Origin of the sequence: Kordiimonas sp. SCSIO 12603, from assembly GCF_024398035.1 — a bacterium.
Classification (GTDB): Bacteria; Pseudomonadota; Alphaproteobacteria; order Sphingomonadales; family Kordiimonadaceae; genus Kordiimonas.
The window spans coordinates 94,836-109,162 of sequence record NZ_CP073748.1 but is presented as its reverse complement, the minus strand read 5'-3'; the positions used below and the strand labels follow the sequence as shown (position 1 = coordinate 109,162).

Sequence of the window (14,327 nt, the reverse complement as noted above, 5' to 3'; positions counted from 1 at the left end):
GGACTTCCCGGTTTAATCATCTCTCCTGCATTTCGTTTGGGTCGATCGTAGCATACGAGTGATGATGTAATTGATAAAGTCAATTATAAAATTGATAAAGTCAATTACTAATTGACAAGATCAATCATTTTCCTTGTTGGCTGTGATGGATGGATGTATCGTTTGTAAAAGTTTCCAGAAGTTGATTTGCGTTGCGTGAAAATCTGCAACGCTATGAAATTAAAGGGATTGGGCTTCATTGTTTCTGGGTGGAACGAGATAATTTAAAGACAGTCTGGAGAAGGTTTTGGCGGAAGAAAAAAAAGAACAAAAATATGTGGATTTTGACTCTTCATTCGATTTTGAAGCGTATATTCCCTATTGTGTCGTAAGGACTCAGCTCTGGATGCACCGGGCTATCAACTATGAAAGCCTGCCAAATGTGAAGGCCATTGCCTCTGTCTCCAAAACGGAAGTGCGGGTGATTATGCTGGTTGCGACCCGGCAGGGAATTATCCCCTCTCAAATCGCAGATACGATGGGCTTTGATCGGGCTTTGGTTACACGTGCTATCAGCACGCTGGTTAAAAAGGGCCTTATTTATACGAAAGCCATGGATAAGGATCAGCGCAGTAAAGCACTTTATATCACGGAAAAAGGTTCAGCGCTTTGTAATGAGCTTATTACTGTGTTCGAGAGCTTTAGTGAAAAGCTTGAAGAAGTTATTTCCGCTGAGGAAAAGCAAACGCTTATTGAAATCCTGAATAAGTTGGTTGTTGTTAGCCAAAACCATGATAGCTAACGCTTCGGTTTTCACTTAAACTCTGTCTGGTTATCGAGTGTTTTCAGGAAAGCAACAACCTCTGCGGTTTGTTGATCACTGATTTTTAACCCAACCTGGTGCCATGCTGTATCTTTCACTGCCCTATCAAGGGAAGCAACGGCACCATCATGAAAATAAGGGGCGGTTTGGCTTACGTTTCTGAGCGTAGGCACTTTGAACACAAATTCATGGAACTTTTTACCAGTGATCTCGGCACGGCCTCTATCTTCCTTATTGGGGTATGGGTTTCTTAATCCCATCTTCGCAAATAATTTTCCGCCCATAAGGGGCCCTGTGTGGCACCGACTACAGCCAATTTTGATAAAGGTGCGTAAACCCTGTTTTTCCGTATCTGTCATGGCGGTATCGTCACCTTTCATAAAGGCATCAAACCTGTCGGTTGTGATAAGGGTGCGCTGAAAAGCTGCAAGAGATTCAAGAATATTCTCAAAGGTCAGAGCCGTATCGCTGTTGGGGTAGGCTTCCGCAAATTGAGGGCCATACCCAAGTTCCGATAAACGCTCCACCGCCTCTTCTTCCGATGAAAGAGCCATTTCAAGCGGGTTGAGAAGTGGGCTTTTAGCTTGGTCTTTCAGGTTACGGGCCCTCCCGTCCCAGAATTGAGAAGATTGAAACCCAGCGTTCCATACGGTTGGACTGTTTCTTCTGCCAAATTCCCCGAGAGCGCCAAAGGAAGTTGGTAGATTATCAGTGCCAGGACCGCCGTGTTTAAGGGCGTGGCAACTTTCACAGGATTGAGTACGGTTGGCTGATAGTGCTGTTTCGAAATAGAGCGCTCGGCCAAGTGCTATTCTTTCTGGGGTATCATTTTGGCTGCCCGGCATGGTTGCTGGCAAGGGGCCAAATAAGCGGCGGGCAAGGGAACGAAGATCTTCCGCCGCGTTTAATTGGCTTGAAAGACCTGTAAACAGCAAAATAAAAACGATGCTTTTTTTGATCCACATATGTTTTTCTCCTTGCTGTAAGCGCTATTCATTTACTCAGTATGGCGATTTATCAGTGTATTAAAAACAGATAAAACCGATATCAATAATTCAAAGTGATAGAAAACAAGCCATTAGCTTCCCTTCTAAGACCATGGTCTTAGAGCGAAGGGCGACCATTGGCTTATATGCACTGAAACCCTGATCCGATGTGCCGCTTTGGCAATCTCTGTACAAAATGAACCCATAAGTGATTCTTCCCACTCAGAGCACGCTTTGAGGACAGATCACTGAAAAAGACACATGATTTTACAGGGATGAAAACAATGAAAAAAATCATTAAAACGGCAGCAGTAGCAGCGGTGGTTGCAGTATCTGGTGCAGCACAAGCAGACGATAAACTTTTCGACGGCGGCTATATCGGTGTTGAAGCAGGTTTCAATAATTTCGGCGGCGTTAACGGTAACTCTGGTCTTTATTATGGCGGCGTTCTTGGCCTTCGTAAGCAAACAGACAGTGGTTTTGTATTTGGTATTGAAGGCCGTTTTGGTGGGTCTTCCGTAGACCGTGGTTTGAATGTCAACGGTACAAACGTTGAAGCAGAAGTTGGCCGCCATATCGGTGGTGATCTGCATCTTGGTTACACTGTAAGTGATAGAGGGCTTCTTTATGCGCTTGTGGGTTATGATAATATCCGCGTTGGCGCAGACGTAGCTGATGTAAACATTGGCAGCACAAAAGTAGATTCTTTCCGTTTCGGTGGTGGTTACGAATATGCCGTGAGCGAAAAAGTAAGTATCCGTTTTTCCGGTATGTATTCAGAAGATAAAGAATTCCAAGGCTTAGGCGGCGTTCTCTTTAAATTCTAATCTCGCATGGGGGCAGCTTCGGCTGCCCTTTTTCTTTTAGGCAGTGAAAGGATAATAAAATGGGACCATCCGTTGATAACAACAGAACAGTAACAGATGTACGTGCTACATCATCTTTCAGCCCCACTGGCGACAACCGCATTGATGGTTTGCTTTCCAATATTCGCTATGCGGCAGATGAAGATGGTTCCGGCCTTACGACACTGACCTTTAGTCTGGTGACAGAGACCAGTACGCTGGATTTAAGTACGGCAACAGGGGAGCTTGCAGAGCTGTCAGATATTGGCCTTAGGAACTATGGCCCATTGCCTGAACGTTTGGCTGAAGTTGCTCGGGATGCGTTGAAGCAGATTGAACAATTTTCTAACCTTCGGTTTGTGGAAGTTCCTGACGGCGGTGATGAGGCTGGTACCATCCGCCTTGGTAGCGCAGACATAAACGGAAATGATGCTGCAGGCATCGCTCTTTTCCCCGGTTCCGGGCCACTTTCAGGCAATGTATTTATCATCAATGGAGGTATTCCGGCATCAGACCCGGGGTACGAAGTAAATGTACTGCATGAGCTGCTACATGCGCTTGGTATTGAACATCCTGAAGAAGCGCCTGATCGCGGTGCAACACCACTTCCTGCTGAATTCCTAGGGCATGAATATTCAGTTGCTTCACAAGTAGGGGATGGCAGTATTTCTGCCAAAGTGGCTAATGCCGATGATGCAGATTTGTGGCCAACCACATTTATGTATCTGGATATTCTAGCTTTGCAGGCACTTTACGGCAAAAACGAAACAGCAGCAGTTGGCAATGATACTTACACGTTCGATCTGTCTGAACGTCATTACCAAACCATCTATGATTTGGGTGGTACAGATACGCTTTCATTTACTGGCGGCAATAGTGATCTGAAATTAGATCTGACCCCAGGCACTTGGGTGAATGTTGGTACCACCATCACTTATACGGATGATGCAACAGGTAACGTTGTCGGTACAGATAATGAAACAGTTTACCTGACCCCTGAAACAGTGATTGAACGTGTGCTTGCTTCCGGAGGTGATGACGAAATCACCGGGAATGACGCAGATAATTTTATCCGTGCTGGCAACGGTGCCGATACGGTCGCTGGCGGCGCAGGGAATGACGCTGTATATGCCGGTGCTTCTGACACGGGAGCTGATACGTTTTCCGGTGGTGAAGGTTCCGATACACTGGGTGGTGGGGCTGGCAACGACACGCTGAACGGCGGCGCAAGCGATGATATTCTATATGGTAGCACTGGTGCTGATGAGCTAACAGGTGCAGTGGGTGATGATACCCTTTTTGGCGGCGCTGGTGATGATGTACTTAGTGGTGGTGAAGGCACTGACCGACTGAACGGTGGCACAGGTAACGATACTCTCACTGGCGGTGATGGCAGCGATGTGTTTGTTTTCCGTGAAAACAGCGGTGCGGACCGAATTACTGATTTCAACACCGCGGAAGATAGCCTTGATCTCCGTTTCACGGAGACTGATTTCACAGATGTTGCATCACTTCAAAATGCTGCGACCGAGCAATCGGGCGGTGTGAGCTTCGATCTGGGTGGCGGCAATAGCTTGTTTGTTGAAGATATAGCGCTGGCAGATCTGGCTAGCCTTACGGTGCAATTCTAAAAGGTAACAGGGAGCATACTCATGAAATTGGTAAGAGACTTATTATTGGCAAGCCTGGCTTTTGGTTTTGCTGCGCAAACTGTAGCCGCGGATGATGTGTTGAAGTTTCTGGATGGAGACCGTGATGGTACTATCAGCGCTTATGAAGCAATGGACCAGCTCCTAAGGTTGCAGAAGGAAACCGGTAAGAAACAGCTGAGCATAGCCGATTTTAAAAAACATCTAGCTAACTTGAAAGCAGATGAAGAGGTAGAGTTGAAAGAGATGATGGCGTCTCTTGATGCAAATGGTAATGGCAAACTTACGGTGAAAGAGCTTAAAAAAGCTGTAGGAGACTTGGCGCGTGGTGTGGACCGTAATGGAGATAAGACTGTGAGCCTTCAGGAGCTTCAGGCCTTTGATCTCGCTAATGCCATTGTGGTATCTGATAGCGAAATCCGCGATGAAGTTGCCTATATTATGGAAGCGTTGGATGAAAACGGCAATGGTGCGCTTACCAAGCAAGAGATGCCTGAGGCAGAAATCTGGGATGATCTTAAGGATAAAGATTTGAACCGCGATGGTTCCATTACCAGAAAAGAGCTAATTACGGCAGCGAAACAAGATAATAAACTGGCTGAGTTTGATGTGCAGGGTAGTACCGCAGTGATGACAGGTACTATCAGTGCATCTACGCCAGCACGTGTTTTGGAACTGGTTATTGAGCACCCTGAGGTAACAACAATCCTTCTTGGTCGTGTTCCGGGTTCCGTAGATGATGAAGCAAATCTTCGGGCTGCATCTTATGTACGCCAGTTTGGCCTTAATACTAAACTGGCTTCAAATAGTGTGGTTGCCTCTGGCGGTACAGATTTCTTTCTCGCGGGTGTTGAGCGTTCGGTAAGCCCGGGTGCGATGGCTGGCGTGCATTCCTGGGGTGGGCCTGGCTATGAAGGCAAGGATGTGCCGAGAGATGATGAACAGCATCAGCCCTATCTGGAATATTACCGTGAGATGGGCATTCCTGCGAAATTTTACTGGTTCACATTAGAGGCAGCGCCCGTTGAAGGCGTGCACTGGATGACCTCTGCCGAATTCAAAAAATATAAGTTTGCTACCTCGCAAAAATAATGTTCCGAGTATTGTAACGAGTGAGAAAGCGAGGCTGTCTGGCCTCGCTTTTTTTTATGAATTATTGGAAACCAGATCATTCCGCCATGCATAGACGGCCGCTTGAGTGCGGTCATTCAGATAAAGTTTGCTGAGAATATTTGTTACATGAGATTTTACGGTTTTTTCGCTGATACCAAAATTGCTTGCAATCGTTTGATTTGAATCACCGTTGGCGATAGCGCGCAATACTTCATGCTCACGCTGTGTCAGGCTTTCATGGAGCGGATTGTCATGGTTGCCTGCGCGGCTCAGATGTTTCATCAATGCGCGTGCCAGCCTTGGGCTAAGGGTTGCTTCACCTTTGTTCGCTTTATGGATCGCAGCTATTAAATCGTCAGGATCGCTTTCCTTGATAAGATATGAAAGCACGCCTGCTTGCATGGCATCGGTGAGATATTCATCCCCTTCATGGCTTGTAAGCATCAATATCTGGCTTCTGGGTGTTAGTTCTTTAATGCGGCGGGCGGCCTCTACCCCAGAGATGTCGGGCAGAAACAGATCAAGAAGTATAACATCGGGCGCGGTTTCGGCGGCTAGTTTCACAGCGTCTTCGCCGTTTTCAGCTTCACCAATAATGTTGATGCCTGGGCTGTTTTCCAGCAGCAGTGATAGACCACGCCTTACAAGTGCATGGTCATCAACGATGATAAGTGAGATTTCCGTTTCTTCTGTCATGCTTTGCTCGTTTGTACTGTTGCTTTCCAGGTAATGCACACAGATGTGCCCTTTTTAGGGGTACTTTCAATAATGATATCCCCATAAAAACTTGTGGCACGTTCCTGCATGTTATTCAGGCCAAAGCCGCTTTTAGGGTTGCCGGTATCAAAACCCACGCCGTTATCCCTTATTGCCAGTGACCATATATTATCTTCCCTTTTCAGGCGCACGACAACATCGGAAGCTTTTGAGTGCTTTACACAGTTGTTCAGTGCTTCCTGTGTGATCCGTAAAAGATGATGTTCTTGCATTTGGCTCATCATCAGTACCTCTTCATCATAATAAAGAACCACAGATATGTGCTTTGTGTAGCTGGGGATGAGATCTACCAACCCCTGAATAAAGTTCGTACTGGTCTGGGAAGATGGCCGGGCTTCAGAGAGGAGTTTTACGATTTCACTGTTGATAGCTGAAACGGTTTTTTCTGTTTCTTCTACTCGTGCTTTCAGTACATCCGGCATTTCTGGGTGTTTTGATAAGGCTTTTATCTGTAGAGCCAGCGCAAAAACCTGCTGCTTGACAGTATCATGTAGTTCTTTGGAGAGGTGTTCGCGTTCGTTATGGGCGGACAGTTCCTGCCTTAAAAGTACAAGCTCGTTCAAATCGTCTGCTACCCGGTTCAATTGCCTTACGTGGTCGCCAAGCTCATCACTGTGACTATCATCAATGCGTTCCCCCAGATGTCCTGCGGACCATTCTCTGGTAACTGCTGATATCCGGTCTAGCCGTTTGGTCATATGCCAGCCGCTTACAAAACCGCTAAGAATGCCAACAAAGGTGGCAAGCAGAATGAACACGATCCAAGGGCCATCAGCAAAACCAAAGTTATTTGAAAGCGTTTTCCATAGGTTGAATGTGGCGTATATTTCAACTTTCACCCTGCCTGTGTGAGGAGCTTCCATGGGCACGTTCACATTTGCCACATGAAAACGGGTGTTTTCCTTCAGGTTAAGCGGAATTTTATCAGAGCTCATGGTGATAAGCTCTTTCTCTTCTGCGTTATAAATCGTGATACGGTAAGCTACGTCTGCCACATTGTTGAGTGTGAAGAAATAATCGATATCTTCAGTGTCAGGAACAAGAAATGGCTCCTGATACATTTTCAGGCTTTCAAGCATTGCCGTGGTATTCTCAATTAAATTTTCAAATACCGGGCTTTCGATGGATTGCTGAATGGCTGTAGAGTGCTCTTCGACAATTTCTTCAGCGATCATCTCCAAACTGTCTTTTTCTGTAGTATCGAGAAAATCTGAATAGTCATTTAAAACAAGAATTAGACTGATTGCTCCGCTGATAACCACAAAACAGCTCAGGCCTGCATAAATACTGATACGCCACCAGAAACGGCGACGAAACTGAGAAATATATCGTTTAAAATTCATCATCATGATTAAGTAGTAGCATACCGTATAGATGCGCGAACCAGACTATGGTCTTAGGCCAGGAAAATATTGATACTAACGCTGGCTCCATACCGTGCATTCGTGGCGCGCGGGAAATCTTAATTATTTCATGATTTTTGTTTTTTATATGCCCCGGTAATGTGAATTACCAATGAGGATATTTTCGTGTCTAATTTTTTCGCAAAACCCTTATTTCTAGGGGGTATTATCGGCGTAGTTTTGTTTGCAGTCACAGCCGGGTTCGGTTTTCCGGTGCAAGCTGCTTCATCCCTTGATCATACAGAAAAGTTGAAAGCTGATGTCAGGCAGCTTTTGGATAAATATGAACGTAAAAACTTTTCAGGTTCCTTGCTTGTTGCCCACAAAGGGCAGGTTGTTTTAACCGATGAATTTGGTGTAATGGCGCGGGATAGCCAGCAAAAAACCAACGTGCATACTATTTATGATGTGGGTTCGCTTACAAAGCAATTTACTGGTGCGGCGATAATGAAACTGGTCGAGGAAAAACGATTAGCCTTAAGTGATGGTCTGCAAAAGTATTTCCCCAATATACCAGCAGATAAAGCCAGTATAACTATCCATCAACTGTTGACCCACAGTTCCGGCCTTCGTGGTTTTCCTGATAAAGGAGATTATGACCTGGTTGAAACCGATGTGTTTTTTGATACTGTTTTCAAACAGTCTCTCCGTTTTACACCGGGATCTGAGCATGAATATAGGAATGTTGGTTATAGCGCACTAACTCGGATTATCGAGCTTGTAACCAATATGGCATATGAGGCTTATCTCCAGCAGACTTTCTTCAAACCACTTGGGATGTTTAACACTGGATATTTAGCGCCTGACTGGACAGAAACTCTGGTAGCAGAAGGATATGCACGCGGTAAAAAGTTTGGCTCTGGTATTGCCCGTTATCAGGATATGGGTGAAATTTCCTGGCTGCTAAAAGGCAATGGCGGCATTCATTCAACACTTGGGGATATGCATGTCTGGCTTAAATCTCTTAGCAATGCAGAAATTCTAACAGAGAACTCTATAGAACTTTTAACAACCCGACATATTGCGGAAGATCCATCTGGCAATAGCCATTATGGTTATGGTTGGGCGATTTTTAAAACAGACAAAGGCAGAGATTTAGTGGCTCATAATGGGAGCAATCGCTTCTTTTTCGCTGATGTCCTCTGGCTCAAGGATGAAGACGCATGGATTGTTATGCTGAGTAATAGTTTTTCGAGAGATATGATGGAACTCGCTTGGCGAACAGAACGTCATTTGGCAGAGTATTTGAGCGCGCAGTTGGTGACCAAGGTTGTTGAATATTGAATGATCAACTTGACGATAAGCCGCTTGTTTTAGTGGCGGAAGATAACTGGGATACAGCCGAAAACCTGCGGCTGTATCTAGAGCACCATAATATGCGGTGTATTACGGCGCGGAATGGCACTGACGCCATTCGACTGTTTGAGCAGCAGAAACCAGGTTTGGTTATTCTCGACTGGATGATGCCAGAACGGGACGGTGTTGAAGTATGCGCTCATATAAGGCGAAAAAGCCAGATTCCTATCATTATGGTAACGGCGCGTATTACCCCTGACGATCTGGTTGTTGGCCTAGAGGCCGGTGCTGATGAATATGTTAAAAAACCGTTTGAGCATAAGGAGTTGATCGCCAGAATAAAAGCGCACCTCAGGCGGCAGCATTTTAAACCCGTATCTGATGAAACAGGTGCTTTAGGCCCTTGGCGGTGGCATGAGCTCAACAAGCAAATCTTCTACTGTGATCAGGAGCTTGCTCTTACTAAAACCGAATATCAATTGCTTATGATTTTGCTGAAGTCACCGGAAAGGATTTTCACACGGGAACAGTTGTTCGTGGCTGTTTTTGGTTACGATTCTGAGAGCAGTGACCGTACGGTGGATGTGCATCTGCATAACGCCCGGAAAAAGCTTAATCAGATTGACCGAGAGCAGCACGGAATTTCGTCTGTCTACGGGGTGGGGTATAAAATGAAACTCATACCTGATCAGCCCCGCAAGTAGCTCAAAGGCCCGGTATCATGAAATTTTATCACAGACTTGAATGGCAACTTGCTTTTGCAATTATTATAGCTCTTGGGCTTACTATCACCTTTACGGGGCTTTTGAATCAAACCACCGTTGGCATATTCCTGACACCGCTTGAGGCAAACTCTGGCGTCAACAAGCCCGATTATAAACAATATTTAGGGTCGCTTTCGGAACCTCAAAATACCAAACAACAAATCGCAGGTTTGATTACTGATTTTGAACAGCTGAGCGGTGGTGGTGATAATGTTATTATTGTTACAAATCAGCGGTTTGAAATTCAGGGATTTAGTAATAGTGAGTTCGTGTTTACGGAGCTGGTGAGAGCAGAACCAGATGGCCAAGGCTATTCTGTGGTGCTCAGCAGTCTCTATAACAAGCAAGAGATTATTCAAATCTATAACCGGGTTCCGGCATTCCATTGGGGCACTGAATATCTTATTTTCATAGTGCCGGACCCTACGTTTAAATCTGAGCCAAGCACTTTTACCATCATCACAAAAAATCTGGGCAAACATGTGCGAGAGCTTGGTATTTATTATGCGCTTGTTGGGATGTTTATTATTCTGCTCGTCAGATTTCGACTAGCACCGCTGCGCATGCTTGAAAACTTCTCTCAGAAGCTTTCTTCTGAAAAGTTACCAGCCCCCATGCCAGCTTCTGGATTTAAGGATGAAGTGAATAGTTTGGTTTCGGCTTTCAATAAGGCACGCGACCGATTGGAACAGGAAAAAGACAGAAGAAATGAACTGCTTGCCGAGATATCTCACGAACTGCGGACACCGCTTCATAACATGCGAGGGCGGCTGGAATTAGCCTCGGAAGGTATTATTGAAGGCGATGATAAAACGGTAAAGTATGCTCTCGATCAAACACAGCAGTTGGTTAATTTAGTCAATGATCTGGATTTACTCAGTGCTCTAGACAGTGCTGATTTGCATCTGGAAAAACAGGCCATTGATCTGCAAGGATTCCTACAGGAAAAACTGCAGGCGGGCAGGGTGAGTAGCCCTTACGAATGGTCATTATCCTGCCCTGAGGTTATTTGTGAAATTGACCCCATACGGATGACCCAGGTGTTTGATAATTTGGTACAAAATTCGGTAACTGCAAGGGCAGAGGGATTGCGGTTAGATATCGAGTGTTCTGTATCTGAAAAAAGAGTCCTTATCGTCTTCACAGATAATGGTCCAGGTGTGCCGGAAGCAGCCTTGCCTATGCTGTTTGATAGGCTTTACCGGGTTGATGCCAGCCGCACGCAAGCCACTGGTGGTTCCGGTTTAGGGTTAAGTATTGTTGATAAAATTATCCGTGCTCACGGTGGGGAAATTGACGCTTTTTTACCTGAAGGTGGCGGCCTTGGCTTTCGCATGGAACTTCCGCGGTGTGATGCCTAACCGCTAGGGTGTTTCTTTTTCAGTTGACACTTTTGTGATTATTTCATACCTCTTTCATCGCAAATGCGAATCATTCGCATTATTAATTGCAAATAACTCTCTCCTCCCCATTCAACCCGAGAGAGATGTGAGGAAACGATGAAAAAACAACTGCTACTTTCTTCAGCGATGGTGCTTGTCTGCACTGCCGCTGCCCACGCACAAGATACTGAAGATAAAAAGAAAAAAGACGAAGAAAGCCGCCTTGAAAAGGTAACGGTTTCGGCAACTTTCACGGAGAAGAAAGAGCTTGAGACAGTTAAATCGGTTTCTATCGTTGGTTCTGAAGATATCAGCCGCCGCCAGGCAAACAATGTGATGGAACTTGTTGCAGACCTCCCAGGTGTGGACATTAATGGTGGCCCTAACCGCCAAGGTGCTGAGTTCAGTATTCGTGGTGTTACTCGCCCTGAACAGAATATTGTGCGGGTAGACGGTGTAACCAAATATTTTGAGGGATACCGCCTTGGTTCTTTTTTCGGCGATCCGGAACTTTTGAAACAGGTGGACGTTGTCCGTGGTCCGGTTTCGACATTGTACGGGAGTGGCGCGATTGGCGGCGTGGTGAACATGACCACGAAAGATGCATCTGATTTCCTAAAAGCTGGTCAGACTTTTGGTGCCAAAGTTAAGGCCGGTTTTAATTCAAACAACGATGAATGGAACGGTTCCGCTTTCCTTTATGCACGTCCGGAAGAAAATATTGATCTTCTTGGTGCCGTTACATTCCGTGATTCTGATGATTTTGAGTTTGCATCTGGTGATACATTTGAGGGGTCGGCAGTTAATGTAAAAAACCTTCTATTGAAGGCCTCAATAGTATTGGCTGATTACCATAAATTAAGCGCTTCCTACCAATACGGTGAAGACAGCGGAATCGTTGAATTCCGCCAGAATGACCGAGGCACAACGGACAATGGTTTTTCTGAAGGTCTGATTGACCGTGAGCTTGAAGATACATCGGTAGCGCTTGAATATGCTTACCAGAATGATGATAACCCGTGGGTCGATTTCACCCTGAGCTTTGGGTATTCCAAAACCCACAATATGGAAACCGGGCTTGATTCAAGCATTGTTGCTGGCCCGGTGTCTACATCGCTTGATCCGGGTGAGACGCGTATTTTCGATTATAAAAGCTGGCAACTTTCTGCGATCAATACATCTCGTTTCAGCACAGGTAGTGTGAAACATGTGATGACATTTGGCGCTGATTTCTACACCCAAGACCGTTTCGGCGAGCAAAGTGGTGGCCCTATCCGCAGCCAGCCAAGCGGTGAACAGGATGTGTTTGGTGCGTTTATTCAGGATGAAATTAATTTCGCTGACCGTGTGATCCTTACACCGGCTATCCGCTATGCGACATACACAACAGAAGGTTCAACGGTTGGCCTTGAAGACCGTATTGCTGATCCTGATGATTTCCTTACAGCGGATCAATTCCGTCAGGCAGACCGCTATTCAGCCTGGACACCAAGTGTAACAGCCGAAATAAAGCTAACTGATTGGGCAAGTGTTATTGGAGGATACTATGAAGGTTTCCGTGCTCCAGCAATCGACGAAATTTATGCTCACTCGCTCTTCTTCGGCGCTCCATTCCCTGCGGGAACAGCTGATAAAACAACAAGTCTCCAGCTCCGGGAAGAAACAGCCCAAACATGGGAAGGTGGTATAAAGCTGGCGTTTGAAGACGTAATCTCCAAGGGGGATATCCTGCGTACCAAGCTTGTGTATTTCCGCAATAATATTGAAGATAAGATCGTTAGCATCCGCAGCACATCTGCGCTTATCAATCCGGTAAGTTATATCAATGATGGTGAAGATCGTCTCAAGGGCTGGGAATTTGAAGGCCTTTACGATAACGGTGTAACCTATATCCGTACGAGCTTTTCAAGCATTCGCGGTGAAAACCTTTCCCGGAATATTGATCTTACAGCAACACCCGCCGATCAGCTTTCTATCTCTGGCGGTACCCGCTTCGGGGACACTGGTCTTGAGGGTGGTTTCCAATCACAGTTTGTGTGGCGTCATCACACAGAAAATGAAGTGGATGGTAACCCTGGTTACAACATTCATAATCTATACTTCACATATCGCCCGGAAGCGGTTGAAGGTGCGGAAATCCGTCTCGCGGTAAACAACCTGTTTGATAAGGATTACCGTCGTCACAGAGCAGGCACAAGAAGCTTTGGCCGCGACGTTCGCGTATCGGTTTCTTACCAGTTCTAAAAACAGATACCCCCCAAGTATGTACTTGGGCAGTGTCGCAGCGTTTGGGGGACGCTGCGGCACAAACCATTTAAAAGAGGCTATAATGAACAATCGGTTGCTATGGTCATTATCAGCGACAATCGCGCTTGCAGTTCATGCGGGCGCGATTGTTTATTATGCAAACACATCTTTGGATGCCCCCTCCTCGCCACCTGTCGGTCAAAAAGGCGTGCTTGTTGAACTGGCTTTTGAAGGGGCTGCGGCAGGCGGTATTTCTCAGGCGGGTAACACACAGGAAATTTCAGAGCACCAGCAGATGCTGGACCAGGCTGCACCGAAAAAGACAACTGCTCAGAAACCCCGGGAAGAAAGACAGCCAGAACCTTTGGAGCCGCTGCCAGAACCGCCAATAGAAACCCCTCAAGAACCTGAGCGTGCGGAAGAGGTGCCTAAAGAACCAGAACAAGCGGAAGTACCGGTAGAGGCAGAAGAAATGCCTTCGGAGGAAGAGGAAAAAGTAGAAGATCCGGATATCGTTGAACCCAAAACTACATCAGCACAAAAAACAATAACACCTTCACCGCAGCCGGCAGACGCTATAAACAATACGGTTGGTGAAGAAGAAGGAAGTGCTGCACCCGCTGTTACTAACAGTGTAGGTGGGGCTGGCGGTAGGAACTCAGAAGCAAAAGGGAATGAAGGGGATGGTAATGCGGCACAGTCAGGCGGGATGGGCGGTGTTATCCGTACCTATGAAGATCTTGTACGGGTATGGGTGCAAAAGAATTTAATATATCCGCGTATGGCCCGTAAGCGCCGTTTGATGGGTATCGTGACCGTACGGTTCACACTTGATCCTGTAGGTGGTCTCTTGAATGCTGAAATCCTTGAAGAAAGTGATTACCGTATCCTCAATAAATCTGCTTTGAAAACCATAAAACGCGCTAGTCCTTTTCCTGTATTTCCTGATGAAATGGCAGGTATGAAGGAACGTGTTTTTGTGCTTCCAATAGAGTTTGGAGTTCAATAAAAAAAGCCCTTCGGGGGGAGCCGAAGGGCAAGTTCTGGAGATGTACCTTATTAA

At 46.0% G+C, this 14,327-nt stretch carries 12 protein-coding genes; 9 read left to right on the top strand and 3 right to left on the bottom strand.

What is annotated here, in order from left to right; translation table 11 throughout:
• The first annotated feature begins 286 nt into the window (after positions 1-286).
• Positions 287-781, top strand: a complete 495-nt coding sequence (locus KFE96_RS00410; RefSeq protein WP_255834042.1) for a MarR family winged helix-turn-helix transcriptional regulator — start codon at positions 287-289, stop codon at positions 779-781.
• Positions 782-792: 11 nt separating this feature from the next.
• On the opposite strand, the gene KFE96_RS00405 is transcribed toward KFE96_RS00410, so the two are convergent.
• The gene (locus KFE96_RS00405; RefSeq protein ID WP_255834041.1) at positions 793-1,767 is read right to left on the bottom strand and encodes a cytochrome-c peroxidase; all 975 of its coding nucleotides are present in this window, start codon (positions 1,765-1,767) and stop codon (positions 793-795) included.
• Positions 1,768-2,072: 305 nt separating this feature from the next.
• Between KFE96_RS00405 and KFE96_RS00400 the strand changes: the two genes are divergently transcribed.
• The 3 genes from KFE96_RS00400 to KFE96_RS00390 are packed head-to-tail and all read left to right on the top strand — an operon-like array spanning position 2,073 to position 5,374.
• Positions 2,073-2,615, top strand: a complete 543-nt coding sequence (locus tag KFE96_RS00400) for an outer membrane protein (RefSeq protein WP_247017863.1) — start codon at positions 2,073-2,075, stop codon at positions 2,613-2,615.
• A 59-nt stretch (positions 2,616-2,674) separates the two neighbouring features.
• Entirely contained in the window at positions 2,675-4,264 is a 1,590-nt protein-coding gene (locus KFE96_RS00395; protein WP_255834040.1) for a hypothetical protein, read from the top strand.
• A gap of 21 nt (positions 4,265-4,285) precedes the next feature.
• Entirely contained in the window at positions 4,286-5,374 is a 1,089-nt protein-coding gene (locus tag KFE96_RS00390) for an EF-hand domain-containing protein (protein WP_255834039.1), read from the top strand.
• A gap of 54 nt (positions 5,375-5,428) precedes the next feature.
• Here the strand turns inward: KFE96_RS00390 and KFE96_RS00385 are convergent, their stop codons facing one another.
• Both KFE96_RS00385 and KFE96_RS00380 read right to left on the bottom strand, forming a co-directional pair.
• Entirely contained in the window at positions 5,429-6,091 is a 663-nt protein-coding gene (locus KFE96_RS00385) for a response regulator transcription factor (RefSeq protein ID WP_247017859.1), read from the bottom strand.
• A complete protein-coding gene (locus KFE96_RS00380) occupies positions 6,088-7,521 on the bottom strand; it encodes an ATP-binding protein (protein WP_255834038.1) in 1,434 nt (477 codons plus the stop codon). Before KFE96_RS00380 ends, KFE96_RS00385 begins: the two co-directional genes overlap by 4 nt.
• Before the next feature lie 180 nt (positions 7,522-7,701).
• Between KFE96_RS00380 and KFE96_RS00375 the strand changes: the two genes are divergently transcribed.
• The 5 genes from KFE96_RS00375 (at position 7,702) to KFE96_RS00355 (ending at position 14,273) form a co-directional block, all read left to right on the top strand.
• The gene (locus KFE96_RS00375) at positions 7,702-8,859 is read left to right on the top strand and encodes a serine hydrolase (protein ID WP_255834037.1); all 1,158 of its coding nucleotides are present in this window, start codon (positions 7,702-7,704) and stop codon (positions 8,857-8,859) included.
• Positions 8,856-9,575 (top strand): response regulator transcription factor, encoded by a 720-nt coding sequence (locus KFE96_RS00370; protein WP_255834036.1) that lies wholly within the window; start codon positions 8,856-8,858, stop codon positions 9,573-9,575. The genes KFE96_RS00375 and KFE96_RS00370 overlap by 4 nt, the downstream gene beginning before the upstream one ends.
• A gap of 17 nt (positions 9,576-9,592) precedes the next feature.
• Positions 9,593-10,996: a cell wall metabolism sensor histidine kinase WalK gene (locus KFE96_RS00365; RefSeq protein WP_255834035.1), complete on the top strand. Its 1,404-nt coding sequence runs from the start codon at positions 9,593-9,595 to the stop codon at positions 10,994-10,996.
• 138 nt (positions 10,997-11,134) lie between these two features.
• Entirely contained in the window at positions 11,135-13,261 is a 2,127-nt protein-coding gene (locus KFE96_RS00360) for a TonB-dependent receptor domain-containing protein (RefSeq protein ID WP_255834034.1), read from the top strand.
• Positions 13,262-13,346: 85 nt separating this feature from the next.
• Entirely contained in the window at positions 13,347-14,273 is a 927-nt protein-coding gene (locus tag KFE96_RS00355; protein WP_255834033.1) for an energy transducer TonB, read from the top strand.
• Positions 14,274-14,327 lie beyond the last annotated feature (54 nt).